This window comes from Marinifilum sp. JC120, assembly GCA_004923195.1.
Taxonomy (GTDB): Bacteria; Desulfobacterota; Desulfovibrionia; order Desulfovibrionales; family Desulfovibrionaceae; genus Maridesulfovibrio.
Genome location: RDSB01000019.1, coordinates 18,728 through 33,643, shown reverse-complemented (window position 1 = coordinate 33,643; position 14,916 = coordinate 18,728). Strand labels below are relative to the sequence as shown.

The following is a 14,916-nucleotide window of genomic DNA, read 5'->3' as shown; positions in this document are numbered from 1 at the left end:
ATCTTATTACAGCCTAAAATTACACCCCAAAAGGCTTGATCTCAGTGAGAATATCTCCTTCAGCCTTGCAAAAATCCCCCCTGCAACACATCTTTTTTACATGACATATTGATTTTATCCTCCCGGCAAGATACAAATCTAATAAGGCCCTTTGTGCTGTAATAATAACATTCAGAAATAAACCGCCCGGTAAAGTACTTGGAGATATTTCAGACAATGAATTATATAAGAAAATGGTGGCTGGCTTTATGCTTCACCTCGCTGACAATAATCCTCACTACGATAATAATCATCCCCCATTCCACCACCTCCCGCAATGCCTTGTCCGGACTGGCCCATGATATCATGCTTAATATTTCATCCTATACGCTGGACAAATCAGAGAGCTACCTGCGCCCGGCGGAAAACGCTGCCGAGCTGACCCGTTTCCTTGCGGACAGCAACATTGTCAACAGTAATAATTATGAAAATATGATCAGGTATTTCACCGAACAACTTTCCCTATACCGACAGCTTTCAGGAATCTATTACGGTACCACCAAGGGTGAATTTTTTATGGTGGCCCGCTCTGATGATAAAATTAGAAACGGGTTACTTTCAAAAACAATCCTCTTTGATAACGGGGAACGCAAAACCAAAATGATCTGGAGCACGGTGGATCACAAAATATTGCAAAGTGATCTGATGCCCCTAGATAAATACGACCCCCGGAAACGGCCTTGGTTTATTGAAGCACTCATGGCCAATGATGTTATCTGGACTGAACCCTACATTTTTTTCACCACCCAAAAACCGGGCATAACCACCGCAAGCCCCGTTTACGACAACAAAGGAAATCTTCAAGGTGTTGTCGGAGTGGATATTACCATTGCCGAGCTTTCAACATTCTTAAGCACGTTGACCATAGGTCAAAACGGAAAAGCCTTCATAGTAGACACAAGCGGTAATGTTGTGGCCTTTCCAGATCTTGAAGCCCTGAAGCAAACCTCGCAGAATAACAAAATCCGCTTAAGTAAAATAAATGAACTACCGGACGCAGTCTGCCGCAAGGCTTATAAATCACTGAGTATCCCCCCGGATCAGCTTCCGCAGGAACCGGTATTTACAACCTTTGAGCACAATGGAGCACGCTACAATGCGGTATTCACTCCGTTTAAAAATACCCACTGGCCTTGGATAATCGGCCTGTATATCCCGGAAGATGATTATCTAGGAGAGATTAAAGAAGACTACAGACTCAGTCTGATAACCGCAGCTCTAGCCATACTGCTATCCGGTTTGATCGGCTGGGCCGTGGCCCGCAAATTGAATGCGGCAAAAGAAGATGCAGTGGCGGCAAACCACGCCAAGAGCCATTTTCTGGCTGTCATGAGTCATGAGATCAGGACTCCTATGAATGTTATACTCGGCACAACCGATCTGCTCAAAGACTCCAACCCGCGCGAAGACCAGAAAAAATATATCAAGCTGCTTGATAACGCAGGGGAAGGTTTGCTCTCCCTGATCAACGACATCCTTGATATGTCCAAAGTGGAAGCAGGTCTGCTGGACCTTGAAAGTATTGACTTCAATCCTTCAAAAACCATGCGCCAGTGCTGTAATGTTTTCGAACATTCCGCATCTCAAAAAGGTATTGAACTGGCCTGCCGCATTGACGGCAAGCTGCCGGACCTCGTTAAAGGGGACCCGGTACGAGTCAAGCAGATCCTGCTGAACCTGATTGGCAACGCAGTCAAATTTACCGAAACAGGAGGAGTATATGTCCAAGCCGGATACTCAGATCTTGCAGACGGCGCAGTCGAATTACAATTTGAAATTCAAGACACCGGTCCGGGAATACCCGAAGACAGACAGAATGCTATATTTGAACACTTTACTCAGGCGGACAACTCCATAACCCGTGAATATCAGGGAACAGGGCTGGGCCTTTCAATAAGCAAAAAACTGTGTGAGCTGATGAACGGTAATATAATCGTTTCAAGTTCCCCGGGAACCGGCAGCACATTCACCTTCACCATCACCTTGCAAAAGGTGCAGGCTTCCACAGCAACAGGCCCCAGTGAACAGGGGTTACCGGAAAACCGAACCCTGCCCCGCAAAGTTTTGCTCATTGAAGACAACAGGAGCAACCGCCTTCTTTTCAAACATTTTATTTCCGAATCGCCGCACACCATGAAATGTGCGTCAAACGGAGAAGAAGGAATTGAATTATACAAAGAATTCCAACCCGACATAATTTTCATGGACATTGAGATGCCGATAATGGACGGCTACAAGGCCACCGAAGAAATCCGCGACTGGGAACGGATCATAGAACTCCCACCTGTTCCGATTATTGCCCTTTCCGCCCATGCAATAAAAGGAACTGCCGAATCAGCCCGCAATGCTGGATGCTCTAATTACATGACCAAGCCCATCACCAAACTGCAATTTCTTGAGCGGATAGAAAGAAATGATTCAGCCTAGCGAATTAATTATATTAACGACTTAGCTCTTCCTCTTGACCTTAATAAGAATTATTATTGACAACTAATAGAAATTTGGGCATAAACTACTGTAAATCACAACTTCACTGTATTAATATGTTTGGGTCCGTAAACAGGAACAATGGCCGAAGAAGCCTTAAGGGGAAAATATGACTTCCAGAAGAAAATTCATGGCTATGTCCGCCGCAGCCACTGCGGCAATCCTTATGCCTGTCACCAATGCCGCTGCCGACAAAAGCCGCAGATATCCTTCCAACATAGTATACACCAAAAAAGATCCCGGCGTATGGGACAAAAAAGCTGGGTCCCATCTTCCGCAGGTGGAAGTGAAAAACGGCAAGGCTATTATCCGCACCCTGCATCCCATGACTGAAAAGCATTACATTGTTCGCCACACATTAGTGGATGCTGACGGTAATGTGATTAGTGCAAAGACTTTCTCTAATACTGATGAAAAAGCAGTATCCCGTTTCAAGCTTCCGGCTGACAGCAAGGGCAAAAAATTCTTTGCCACCAGCTTCTGTAATAAGCACGATTTCTGGGTGGCCCCGGTTAAATTATAAGCCGGAAAGCGAACTCTGCCCCTCACGCTCTAGAACTGAATCCAGCAATAAGGAGAACGCATAAATGTATTTCAAACAGCTAACGACTGAAGGACTCGGTTGTTACTCTTACGTCATCGGCTGTCCTGCCGCCGGAGAGATGGTCATTGTGGACCCGCGCAGGGATGTTCAGGAATATCTGGACATTTCCCGCGAGGAAGGCATGAAGATCACCCGGGTAATCAACACCCACGTCCACGCGGACCATGTGGGCGGGGAACAGGAACTTAAATCCATTGTCGGCGCGGAATTGTACATTCACGAAAACGCTGATGTGGGTTACGAGCACACACCCATCAAGGAAGGCGACACCATAACAGTCGGAGCCGCCAAACTTGATTTTCTGCACACTCCCGGACACACACCCAATGCCATATCCATCATGGTTACCGACATCATGCGCGGTAATGAACCGTGGATGATCCTCACCGGCGATCTGCTCTTTGTGGGCGACATTGGCCGCCCGGACCTTCCCGGCGATGAAATCCTTGATGAACAGGTGGCCAATCTCTATGACAGCCTGTACATAAAACTGGGCAAGCTCCCTGACTATCTGGAAGTATACCCTGCCCACGGGCAAGGGTCACTTTGCGGTAAGGGCATGAGTGCCAAGCCGAGCACCACACTAGGCTACGAAAGACGCTACAATTCCATGCTCCAATTCAAGACCTTTGAGGACTTCAAGACCAAGGTTCTGGAATCCTTCCCCAGCAGACCGAAATCATTTACCCACATCATCAATACCAACTTCAAGGGTGCGCCCCTGCTTGAACGCTGCCCCCTTGACCGGGCCATGAACCCGGAAAAATTCAAGCAGATGATTGATCAGGGCTGTACGGTAATTGATGTGCGCGATGCAGCCGGATTCGGAGGATTCCACATTCCGGGCAGCATCAACATCGGCCTAGAAAAACAACTCGCCAACTGGGTAGGGATGGCTGTAGAGCCGGATTCCGACCTACTACTGGTGGTCAATTCCAAGGAAGATTACGACCGCATGTGTACCGAACTTCACCGTATCGGCTACGATAGGATATTCGGTTACCTGCACGGCGGCATTGCCGCATGGCTCATGGCCGGATATCCGGTTGAGAATCTAGCCCAGAAATCAGCAAAGCAGTTGCATGACGCTGTTACTGAAGGCAAAGAGTTCACTCTCCTTGACGTGCGTACTCCTGCGGAAGTTGCCGGAGGGCGTATCAAGGACTCGATACACAAACCTTTCGCCAGAGTGCTAGACGAAGGAATTGAGGTAGACAAGGACAGCCCGGTCATTGTCATGTGCGGGTCAGGATATCGCTCTAATATTGTAGGTAGTTACCTGCAAAATAGTGGCTTTACGCAAGTCTGTTCGCTGGCTGGCGGGGCCATAGCATGGTCCAGATCAGGCTATGAACTTGAGTAGTAAAAAACAAAATCCCGGAACTTATGCTCCGGGATTTTGCTATTCATCAAAAATCTGAAAAACATCATCTATCAAACGTCTAATTTCCGGCAACATTTCGATTACCTGCTCTCCTGAAATGCCGATCTTTTCCCACGCAGTACGATCGATAAATCCAATCACCGGAGAAATTCCCAGTCCGTATCCCAAAGCTTGAGCGATGAAATCAGCCACATGAATAACCATGGCATCAGGATCAGTTTTTATTGTCCGCGGATTATGATGCCCCCCTGCCGCAGCAATAAGTTGCCGAGGGAATTTCCATTTCTCTAGAATATATCCACCAAGCTCGGCATGATTGAATCCAAGAAGCTTATACTCAGCCTTGTAAAGATTATATCCATCTTTGTTGGCAAGCATATAAAGTTTAACAGCTAGTCCCTGACCGCTTTCAAAAATAACATGCAGCCCAAGATCATGCATCAGCCCACCGGTGAAAAAACGTTCCGGGTCGCCAAGTCCTGCGGCAACGGCTATTTCCTGAGCCACAACTCCGCAGGCAATCGAGTGCTTCCAAAATTTTTCAAGATCCAGAACCGGATTCTCGGAACGCTTAAACAGACTAAGAGAAACAGTTCCCAGCGCAAGAGCTCCGGCCTTCTCGAATCCAAGCAATTCCACAGCTTTTGAAGGAGTCTCAATCTTCTCCTTCAGACTGTATAGTCCGCTATTTGCCAGCCGCATTACAGCCGCTGCCAGCTTGGGCTCCCGTCCGATTATCTCAGTAAGATCATCAATCGTACTTTCCGGATCGTCAATGACCTCCTGCAACTGCTTCTGCACCAGCGGCAATGAGGGCAGAATAAATGATCCTTTAAGAAAAGCTCCCGGCCCTTCAGGCTTTTCACCACTCCACGGCTCAATATCCGATGAAAATGTTTTGGGCAAAAAAGAATCAGGTTCTGAAAGCATTTGTTTATAAACGCGCTTGAAAGCCTCCTTTTTAAGCAGACTTACCAAATCAGAGTTCCCGGCCTGCAAAAAAAGACTGTGCACATATCGCGCAGCCGCTTCCTTAATATCAGGCCTGATTTTATGCTGTCCTTCTATTTTGCTCATCTATAGCTCGGAGACAAGACCGCTATTGTGCGGGGTTAAGAATTTCAAAAATTTCTTCAATCAACTTCTGCACTTCGGGAATCATATCAACAAACATCTCCCCGCTAAGGCCGAAGCTTTCATAAATTTCCTGATCCAGAACTCCAAGCACAGTGGACAAGCCAAGATGATAGCCCAATGCCCTGGAAATAAAATCAGCCACGTGGATTATCCCGGCATCAGGATCTTTTTTAGCCTTTTCCGGATTATGGTGGGCAGCGGCGGCCACCACCAAAGATTTCGGAAAATTCCAATCCTTGATGATTACCCCACCAAGTGTAGCATGATCAAAGCCAAGCAACTCCATCTCGGCATCATAAAGGCTATTTCCGTTCTTGCGGGCTAAATCATACAGCTCAAGACCAAGGCTCTTGTCACTTTCAAAAATAACATAAAGACCGATATCATGAAGCATTCCGGCAACAAAAAAACGTTCCGTATCCTGAATCCCGGCCAGCTTTGCTATTTCCTGCGCAACCACACCGCAGGCAATAGCGTGCTTCCAGAATTTCTCAACCCGCAAAACCTGAACGCCATCACTGCGCTTAAACAAGCTGAGCGAAACAGTTCCAAGAGCTAAAGAACTGGCCTGCTTAAACCCCAGCAGGGCCACCGCTCTGGAAGTGGTATCCACTTCTGTGCGGAAGCTGAACATGGCACTGTTTGCCAATCGCAAAATAGCTGCCACCAACTTGGGGTCCTTATTGATAACTTCCGCCAAATCATCGGCTGAACTGTCCGGGTCTTTAATGACTTTCTGAATCTCAAGCAGGACCTGCGGCAACGAAGGTAGAACCACCTTTGATTTCAGGAACTCCCTCGGCCCTTCAGGCTTCTTACCACTCCAAGGTTCAATGTCTGCCGGACGAGGCTTAGTCATGAACTCTTCCGGCTCAACAACCATCTTCTTGTAAACGTTCTTAAACGCTTCCTTTTTCAACATCCGAATAAAATCAGAATCATCGGCCTGACTGAAAAGATTTCTTACATATTTGATGGCCGCATCTTTAATCTGTGGATTAAGCGTAGTCGTTTGTTCTACTTCCTGCATATCAGTCCTTTAAAAAAAATCATTAAGACTGGGAATTGCCAGCCCACTCAACAGTATGGGCCAAACCGTCCTCAAAAGAAACCTCAGCCTTGAAGTCTTCGGCTTTAATTTTACTCACATCAGCACAGGAATGTTTGATATCCCCGGCCCGCTCCGGCCTAAAATCGATTTCTTTGGGAGCAGAAGTCAATCCCGCTATAACTGTGGCAAGCTCACGCACGGTCCGACCTTTTCCGGTTCCCACATTATAAACCCCGGTCAACGGCCCCCTGCCATGCCCGTCAAGCCCGGCTGCAATGAGGTAGGAGGTGACGACATCGGAAACATACAGAAAATCCCTTGTCTGCTCCCCGTCTCCGAATATGACCATATTTTTCCCGGCCAACCCGAAATCAACAAAACGGGAAATGACCCCACTATACTGACTGGTAGGGTCCTGCCGGGGACCGAATATATTAAAAAAACGCAGAGAGCAGCCATAGCCGAACTCGGCAATGTAAGCTGACGATTTGTACTTCGCCACCCCGTAGGGACTCAGCTGCTCAGCCTCATCTGCATATTCTTCCTTAACCGGAAGCCGATCCTCATTGCCGTATTCAGCAGCCGACCCGGCAAAAACAAAACAGGAAAGACCCAGATCCTTCGCAACATCAAGCATATCCCGGTTGGCTTCAAAATTGACCTGCATGGTCAGTTCTGGGTGCTCCACGGAATACGGCACGCTGACCACTGCTGCCAGTTGGAATATCACGTCAAGTTCAGGGTGTGCTTGTTTAATTTCTGAAAGAAGTTCTTCTTCAGTGATAGATCTCTCATAAAAAGTGAATCCACCATGATCGATAAAACCTTCCATGTTGTGCGCATAACCACTGGCAAAATTATCAACTCCCACAACAGAATGACCTTCGTTAAGCAGGGTCTGCGTAAGGTGACTACCGATAAATCCGGCACATCCGGTAACAAGGCAAGTTTTCGTCATCTCCCCTCCTACTATCTCATCAGAACAACGGCTGACTTGAAAAAGTTATATACTCCAGATCACGAACACTTTTGGAAACAAGATAATACGCAAACATCAAAGAGATAAAGCAGGAATAGCAATACCCGTAACCGTAAAAGGTAAAGCCCAATTGCATGCTCAGCCAGGTCAAACTCACATTGCTTAGCAAAAATACAAGGGTCACTGCCAACACTTCCTTACGCAGGTCAAAATAAAACAGGATAATAACTGCCACAGAAAGCATAACCTGCATCAGAGAACCCACAAGGGCAATTTGCAAAAGAGGTTGCTGCAAGGGCGATAGGCCCACAATATCGATAAATTCAGAAGCCATAAAAATACAAAGCATGGTCAGGGACCCCTGTATGATAAGAATTTCACGCAAACTTTCTTTAAGCATCCTGATCATACCTTGTTTTTCCTGCAAGATACTGGAGAGATCCTCCTTGGAAATTATTTTCGCAAAATAGTCATGATAATGTTCGTAAAACTTGGTCTCAATCTTGACTAGAAAAATAGCCAGAGTCGGCACAATAGTCAGGTAAGCAAAAAAAATCGGGCCTTCATACATATCATGGGTACGCAGATAAGGAACAACCATTCTGGAATCCGGCGCAAACCAGAACATTATCTTATCCACCCAGATGGCAAGGTTAAAAAACATCCCGATCAGGGCTAGCTCCCAATATTTGATGAAATAGGAGAACATCTTAGAATCCCAAACCCGGCCCGGCGGAAATTCAGCAAGTAAGCGGGACAGTAGCCAAAAAAAGATAACAGCCTGCCCAAATGTATAACCCAACAAATAACCTTCAAGACCGATCAACGGATAAAGCAGAAAAGCCCCGCCCACACTGCATGAAGTACCCACGGCAAAAGCCTGCACAATGGAGCGGAAGTCCTTAACCGCTGAAAGAAAAATCATAGTCAGCCAAATCATGGCCACAATGAGGAAAAGCACCACTGCGATAATCTTGTAAGTAAAGGTTAGCTCGAAGAACCAAATCCCCCCAACACCGATAATCGCCCCGGCAATCAGTACAATGACTGCGCTGGTGGAAAAAGCAGTCAAGGTTATCTTTTCGTCACCCATGTAGAAACGGTCGGCAAGATAGCGGGTCACCACCAGCTGGATATAGCCCACATAGATGAGGGTAAAGGCATAGACATAAACAATGGTGGTCCGAAAAATATCCTGATCCTGCGGGGAAAAACCGGAATAGGAATACAACCCCAATACCGCAAGGCAAAGTACACTCATGAGCCACGGGCCGGAAGAAACCATTGCCGCGTACAGGTAAGCCGAGACATCGGAAAGGAAGCTATCCCCGCGGAGCATTTTTCTAAGTTCAAATCCTATTCCAGCCATACGCTACTCCAAATCATCCATTGCCATGTAATCTTTGTAAATTTTCAAATAAGTCTCATTAAGATCCGACTCTTTATAAAAAGTCTTTACCCGTTCAATCCCGGCCTTGGCCATCTTGCTACGCAGGATGGGACTGGTCAGGATCTTAAGAATAGCTTCCCCGGTGCTGACCGGGTCCGCAACCTTGGTCACAATACCGGACGGTCCAAGGGCCTGATCCGCCACAGTGCGCCCCTCAAGAAGTTCCCGGCAGGAGCCTACATCAGAAGCGACCGCCGGAATACCTGCGCAGTTGGCCTCCATTATCACCAGTGGCTGAGCCTCACTGATACTGGTCAGTACAATTAAATCAAGGTTAGGCAGGTAATCCGTGACCCGGACTTTTCCAGTGAATTCCACCACATCCTCAAGATGCAGCAGCCGAACAAGATTCACGCACTCTTCGTAATATTCCTTATCTTCCTCAGTAGGTCCCATAATGTAGACCTTAAGCTTTTCGATCTTGATAGCCACTATTTTGACGGCCCGCAGAAATGTCTTTACATCCTTGATGGGTACCACGCGGCCCACAAATCCCACTGCGAAATCAGTCTGCCCCATGTAGTCATGATCTTCGGGCTTAAGTCCCAGAAAATTATCAAGACTGATGCCGTTGGGAATAATTCTGATCTTATCCGGGTCGGCACCCTCCTGAATCTCCAACTGCTTATTTCCTTCATACAGGGTGTAAATTGCAGAGGAATAATCATAACACAACCGGGCCAACTGCTCGAACATCCTGATCCAGAAAGTCTGGAACGCACCGAGTTTGCTTTCAATGCGCATCCTTTCATCTTCCTTGCGGTAAACCCACTCGGCCTGTGAAATTTCGATCTTGCGTTCCTTGACGTAAATACCGTGCTCGGTGAGCAGCAGCGGGCGTCCGGTCATAACCCTTGCCACAACCCCTAAAAGTCCGGCATATCCTGTGGAAATAGTATGATAAACCCGCGCCTTGGGCAGGTCGAGAGGGAGCATCTTAAAAATGGGCAGATGGGTGAAACGGTAGGTCCAAAAATAATCGATGAAAGATTCATCGTTACTGTCCGGCTTATACCTCTCAACCAGCATATCCCAAGCTTTCTTGCCGTGAAACAGCTCGGAAAGCGGAAATTTATCATCACGGAACAGCTCGACCATTTCCTTCATCATACTTATGTCGCTGCGGTCCATGCGGTAATGGAATTTCCTAAGTTTCTCCATATTCCCGCCGGAAATCTTCTTGAACGGATTCTGTGAAATTTCAACCGGGTCATGCAGATAGACAATCTTGGGATCAACGAAATTATCCGGCACGTCGTAACGGTACTCTGCTTTTTCCTTGGAAGAAGCGAGAATGCAGACCGCCGTAAAAGTCAGCTCCGGCATACCCTTAATCAGGTTATGAATCCATGACGAAACACCACCGGCCACAAAAGGATAGGTTCCTTCAAGAAGCAGGCAGACATCATATTGCTTATCCGAGCTCATGGCCCACCTCGCTGAAATCGGCTTCTTTTTCTTCTCCGGCGAACAATGCGTTTTCCACCCAAAATTTGTAGATCACTGTTTTGAAGGGGTCGGTAGATTTCAATTCAGGTCGCGCCCGTAATTGTTCCACCTCCTGAAAAAGAGCAACAAAATTACCAAGCTCAAAAAAAGTTCTACAAATTCCCAAGCGCGATTCAAGTTCAAGTTCCGGATCATTCATTGTCTCGCGATAAATATGCAAAGCTTCACTGAAACCTTTGCTCTCAACATACGATTCTGCAAGACGCATTAGATAATCCTTGTTCTCCTGATCTTTTTCAACGGCCTTGCGCCAATGTTCACAGGCAAAGGCCATGGTTCGTATCTGCATGTTAACTTCCGGCAAACCACTGCGGGCGTAGTTCCGGTAGGTGGAGGCAAGTTCGGCATGAGCTTGTGCGCTATCATACTTTTCAGCACGAAAACGGGCCTTGTCCACAGACTCGGCGTAATCCTCTTCAAGTCTTGTTAACGCGGTATGGGCATAGAAACGGACCTCGGCACTTTCATCAGAAAGACTCTTACGCAAAAGACTTACAGCCTCAGCTGAACCGATACGGCGCAGCAGGTTTACCGCTCCCCTTTTCATCTCCATGTCATCGCCTGACAAAATATCTGCGATAGGATGGACATCTACTTCATCATACAAAAATCCAGTAATATCAGTAGGCAAATCCACATCCAGCCCGGACCCTTCATAGGCCTTTTCCTTATATTCCTCAGCCAACCCATGACTTTGCATAAATACACGGGCCGCGAGCAAGGTCATTGTGATTCCAATCAATCCGATCAAAGGCATGAAGACGGCAAAAAGAGCGGCGATACGAGGATAATAAAACCCCATTCCGGGCAAGGCACGCGGCTTGGGAGCAGTAAAAAGAAGAAAAGAAAGGCCAGATAAAATATGGGCTACAATTGCGGCGTAGACATACCAGAAAACCGCTTCCCTGTTCAGGTAAAGCCAGACGGCTCCTCCCTCGAACAGATAGGAAGCTACAAAAGATGCCAGCAGGCGCAAACGCGCCATTCTGATAACCCTACTCCGCAAAAAGTACACTGACCATGTCCTCTTTCACATTCGTGACCAGTTCTTCAGGATCTTCCATGCCTAGAGAATACCCGGCTACCCCCGCCCGGAGTTCCACAAGGTTCTGGTCTGTTTCAAAAGCCATTACACTGAGAGCCTTAAAAGAACTAAGCAGGTTATTGACTACAACCCGCGCTCCTGCTGCGGGAGTGGTTGGAAGAATCAGAAAAAAAGCACCCGGTTCATCACTCATAAACAGGATATCAATTTCCCGGATCTGATTTGTAAGAATCATGCTGAAAGCCATGAGAACTTCATCGCGCCCTTCATCAGAAGCATTGGAAAGGCCCGGAAACTCGATCATTATCAATGAAAGGTCCAACTCATAACGCCGCGCTCTGACAAATTCTTCCCGCAGTCTGCGCAGAAAGTAGTCAAAGGTGTAAGCATCGGTAATTTCATCAGCGATAAGCTTGTCCTTAGTCTCCGCAAACACAGTGGCATTCTCAACGCTGCTGCCGCACCAGTCCGCAACCAGACCGGCCACGCGCACGGAATCGCTGGTAAACTTAAGAAAAGGCATTTTCTCTACATTCAACACCCCGACCACATGCTGGTGGTTATCAGCCATGATGGGGGCGGAAATAACAATACCGCCGGGCATACTCTCAGTACTGGCAATATCCCTGATTGAAACGGCTCTTTTCTGTGCAGCAGCAATACTCATCAGACTTTCACCCAAAGGAACTGTTTCGGGTAGAAATCCCTTGCCATGCCGCAAGGCTGTATCAAGCTTGAACTCAGTTCCATCCAACAAATAGATTGAACAATCCTCTACATCCATAAACTCGCGCAGGATTTCCAGCACCGCCGGATAAATGCTGTCCATACTCAAGGTACGCAAACCCTGCGCAGCTTCATAGAGAGTACCCAGCGTGTTTTCCTGTGAAAGGATCTTGCTGTCCAGTTCCTGCTTGGCCTCGCTGAGGATGTCATACTTAACTTTGATCTTATCAAAAGCACTATGGAAGGCATCTCTTTCTTCGCAGACCCCATTGTATTCCTTGATATGCAATTGACGCATCTCTCCAAGTACAACACCCACCAGAAAGAAAAGGATCGGCTTTCCCCACATGGCAAGGGTCTTGAAATCAAGAAGTTCAATATCCGGGATGGATAAACTTTTAAAAACAAGAAAAAACAACCCGGCCATGATGCCGGAAAAAAGCCCCCCGGCAAAACCGTAACGGGTAGAAGTCAGCAGCACCACAATCCAATAAGGATGAGGGGAAACAGAAATGAAACCCGGATCATGGCGAAAAAAAATAAGGTTGGCCGCAGTGATGGCTATCAGTCCGAGCAGGACTTCATAATATTTGGAAAGCTTGTATTTTTTAACAGCTGTATTGACTTTAAACATATTCACCGGCCTGAACATTTTCAATTATGTTAGAAAACAAAACCGACTCCCCCGCTGACGAACTGGGTTTCACCGCCCCCGGCAAGGCCGGAGTCACTGCTATATTCATAGTTAAGACTAAGCTCGAACCGCCCCAGCCTCAAAGCCAGTGAAGGTGCGCCGAAATAACTGGGACTGTTCTTGAACTCGTCAAGCCTGATCCCGCCTGCGGCCTGAAAAACAATGGTATCACAAATAGACTTGCTGAAGCTTGCACTCAAGGTATGAATACTTTCATTCTCTACAACCTCAAAAGGCTTGTAGTTCTCATCGTCATACTTGAAAAAGGAACGATAAAATGAATAGGAAACGAACAGATCCGGGTCAGCAAGAATTCTGCGGGTCAGGATAATATTATAAATTCCCTTGGCCCCGTAGTTCTTCTCGGATTCAAGCTGATACTCACGAAGCTGACCGTTTAAAAACAATCCCCAAACATCATCATAAAAGCCGTCATAGGTCAGGGAAAGTTGACTGTAGCGGCCTTCGTAGTTGGCAGCAGATGGTTCATCAAGCCAAGGATTATTGTAATCGATCATAGCTGAGAAAGTGCCGGGTTCATGAAGCCGCCAGTCAAAACCGAGAGCACCGGATATTCCCGATGCAGTACCCTCGAAGGCACCTACACCTACAATTCCGGTAAAGGTACGGGTGAAATCGCGCTTAAGGAGCAAGGCAGCCTGATTAACATCCTTATTGATCCCTTCCGTCCCGTCCTTCTCGGGACGGTAGATACGGGTGTTGGCGTAATAGAATTCCCCTCTGGTCTGATCAGTCAGCTGCATGGAAAAACGACTGCCCAGAGATGTGGTCACCGATTCATCAGATTGCAGATAGACACTGGGAGTGAGTACAAGCCGTGGCCTGCGCTCCATAAGTAGATTGGAAAGAGCCTGACGCGCTTCGTAATTATCCGGCTCGGCATCAATAAGCTCGGAAAAGCTCTCGATAGCTCCAAGCCAGTCTCCGCCCTGCTGAGTACTGTAGGCCTTGGCAGAAATGGAATCCGTATCACCGGGCCGCAGCCGTAGCAGATAATCAAGAGTATCGATCTGTACGGAATAATCCCCGGCTAAAAGACGCAGTCGCGCTTGCTGCCGCAAAGCACGCGAGGAATGAGGATCAAGGTAAAGCCATCTGCGCAGCAGGGATTCGGCCTTTTCGACCTCATTATTATCGATAAGTGCGCCAATATATTCCTCGCGCAGTTCCAGATCATCCGGGTAGGTTTTGAGCAATCTGGCGTAAAGCCTGATCCCGTCTTCCACATATCCCCGGCGGATCATAATCCGGGCAAGGATTACATTCTGCTGCCTGTGGCCCGTGGCCCGCAGCACATCGCGCTGATCCAGTTCGTAAAAAAGAGACTCCGGTGCGCCGACCAGCTTCGCCTTAGTTGACGGAGAAGTACTTGAATCCGGCACTGCAGCAGGTACAACCTGAGCCGCATTCCGTGGCGGGATTAAACTCTTACGGGAATCAAGAGTACGTTCTTCGAGCATAGCAACAGGCATGGAACGGACCATATAATCAAGCCCGGTCCTCTTCTTGAAAAGACGTCCGGCAACACGGGCCTGACTGCGGGTGGGATAATCACCTATCTGAACCACGCGCCAAAGCCTGTCCCGTCCATCGTAAAGGTAAACCATGACCGGGTTGTATCCTTCACCCTTCAGATAGGACATGAAATCCCATGCAATGTCAGGCTTACGGAAAGAGCTGACCCTGACCGTCCAGATAATCTCACTATTCTTTACAACAGGCGCAGCAGTATTATCCTCCGCCCAAAGCGGAGTTTCATGCATGACCGACAGCAACACCGTCATCAAAAG

At 47.5% G+C, this 14,916-nt stretch carries 11 protein-coding genes; 3 read left to right on the top strand and 8 right to left on the bottom strand.

Annotation, left to right across the window (positions count from 1 at the left end; genetic code table 11):
* Positions 1 to 216: 216 nt before the first annotated feature.
* The 3 genes from D0S45_16475 to D0S45_16465 all read left to right on the top strand — a co-directional run bounded on the left by D0S45_16475 (position 217) and on the right by D0S45_16465 (position 4,493).
* Complete coding sequence (locus tag D0S45_16475; protein ID TIH12919.1) at positions 217 to 2,466, top strand: response regulator; 2,250 nt, start codon at positions 217 to 219, stop codon at positions 2,464 to 2,466.
* A gap of 169 nt (positions 2,467 to 2,635) precedes the next feature.
* Positions 2,636 to 3,049, top strand: coding sequence for a twin-arginine translocation signal domain-containing protein (locus tag D0S45_16470; protein ID TIH12918.1), 414 nt, complete (start codon positions 2,636 to 2,638; stop codon positions 3,047 to 3,049).
* A gap of 64 nt (positions 3,050 to 3,113) precedes the next feature.
* Positions 3,114 to 4,493, top strand: coding sequence for an MBL fold metallo-hydrolase (locus tag D0S45_16465; GenBank protein ID TIH12917.1), 1,380 nt, complete (start codon positions 3,114 to 3,116; stop codon positions 4,491 to 4,493).
* 39 nt (positions 4,494 to 4,532) lie between these two features.
* On the opposite strand, the gene D0S45_16460 is transcribed toward D0S45_16465, so the two are convergent.
* Genes D0S45_16460 through D0S45_16425 form a run of 8 tightly spaced genes read right to left on the bottom strand, consistent with a single transcriptional unit; the run spans position 4,533 to position 14,910 of the window.
* On the bottom strand, positions 4,533 to 5,591 hold the full coding sequence (locus D0S45_16460) for an HDOD domain-containing protein (protein TIH12916.1): 1,059 nt from the start codon (positions 5,589 to 5,591) through the stop codon (positions 4,533 to 4,535).
* 22 nt (positions 5,592 to 5,613) lie between these two features.
* Complete coding sequence (locus tag D0S45_16455; GenBank protein TIH12915.1) at positions 5,614 to 6,681, bottom strand: HDOD domain-containing protein; 1,068 nt, start codon at positions 6,679 to 6,681, stop codon at positions 5,614 to 5,616.
* A 22-nt stretch (positions 6,682 to 6,703) separates the two neighbouring features.
* On the bottom strand, positions 6,704 to 7,660 hold the full coding sequence (locus tag D0S45_16450) for an NAD-dependent epimerase/dehydratase family protein (GenBank protein TIH12914.1): 957 nt from the start codon (positions 7,658 to 7,660) through the stop codon (positions 6,704 to 6,706).
* Positions 7,661 to 7,679: 19 nt separating this feature from the next.
* A complete protein-coding gene (locus D0S45_16445; GenBank protein TIH12913.1) occupies positions 7,680 to 9,050 on the bottom strand; it encodes a hypothetical protein in 1,371 nt (456 codons plus the stop codon).
* A 3-nt stretch (positions 9,051 to 9,053) separates the two neighbouring features.
* Positions 9,054 to 10,559, bottom strand: coding sequence for a DUF3492 domain-containing protein (locus tag D0S45_16440; GenBank protein TIH12912.1), 1,506 nt, complete (start codon positions 10,557 to 10,559; stop codon positions 9,054 to 9,056).
* Positions 10,546 to 11,655 (bottom strand): HEAT repeat domain-containing protein, encoded by a 1,110-nt coding sequence (locus D0S45_16435; protein TIH12911.1) that lies wholly within the window; start codon positions 11,653 to 11,655, stop codon positions 10,546 to 10,548. Before D0S45_16435 ends, D0S45_16440 begins: the two co-directional genes overlap by 14 nt.
* On the bottom strand, positions 11,636 to 13,045 hold the full coding sequence (locus tag D0S45_16430) for a GAF domain-containing protein (protein TIH12981.1): 1,410 nt from the start codon (positions 13,043 to 13,045) through the stop codon (positions 11,636 to 11,638). The genes D0S45_16435 and D0S45_16430 overlap by 20 nt, the downstream gene beginning before the upstream one ends.
* A gap of 29 nt (positions 13,046 to 13,074) precedes the next feature.
* Positions 13,075 to 14,910 (bottom strand): sporulation protein, encoded by a 1,836-nt coding sequence (locus tag D0S45_16425; protein TIH12980.1) that lies wholly within the window; start codon positions 14,908 to 14,910, stop codon positions 13,075 to 13,077.
* Between the last annotated feature and the right edge of the window lie 6 nt (positions 14,911 to 14,916).

Bases quoted from the DNA above. Each gene is read 5' to 3' on its own strand.
- D0S45_16475 (TIH12919.1), top strand. From the start codon at position 217: ATGAATTATATAAGAAAATGGTGGCTGGCTTTATGCTTCACCTCGCTG.
- D0S45_16470 (TIH12918.1), top strand. From the start codon at position 2,636: ATGACTTCCAGAAGAAAATTCATGGCTATGTCCGCCGCAGCCACTGCG.
- D0S45_16465 (TIH12917.1), top strand. From the start codon at position 3,114: ATGTATTTCAAACAGCTAACGACTGAAGGACTCGGTTGTTACTCTTAC.
- D0S45_16460 (TIH12916.1), bottom strand. From the start codon at position 5,591: ATGAGCAAAATAGAAGGACAGCATAAAATCAGGCCTGATATTAAGGAA.
- D0S45_16455 (TIH12915.1), bottom strand. From the start codon at position 6,681: ATGCAGGAAGTAGAACAAACGACTACGCTTAATCCACAGATTAAAGAT.
- D0S45_16450 (TIH12914.1), bottom strand. From the start codon at position 7,660: ATGACGAAAACTTGCCTTGTTACCGGATGTGCCGGATTTATCGGTAGT.
- D0S45_16445 (TIH12913.1), bottom strand. From the start codon at position 9,050: ATGGCTGGAATAGGATTTGAACTTAGAAAAATGCTCCGCGGGGATAGC.
- D0S45_16440 (TIH12912.1), bottom strand. From the start codon at position 10,559: ATGAGCTCGGATAAGCAATATGATGTCTGCCTGCTTCTTGAAGGAACC.
- D0S45_16430 (TIH12981.1), bottom strand. From the start codon at position 13,045: ATGTTTAAAGTCAATACAGCTGTTAAAAAATACAAGCTTTCCAAATAT.
- D0S45_16425 (TIH12980.1), bottom strand. From the start codon at position 14,910: ATGACGGTGTTGCTGTCGGTCATGCATGAAACTCCGCTTTGGGCGGAG.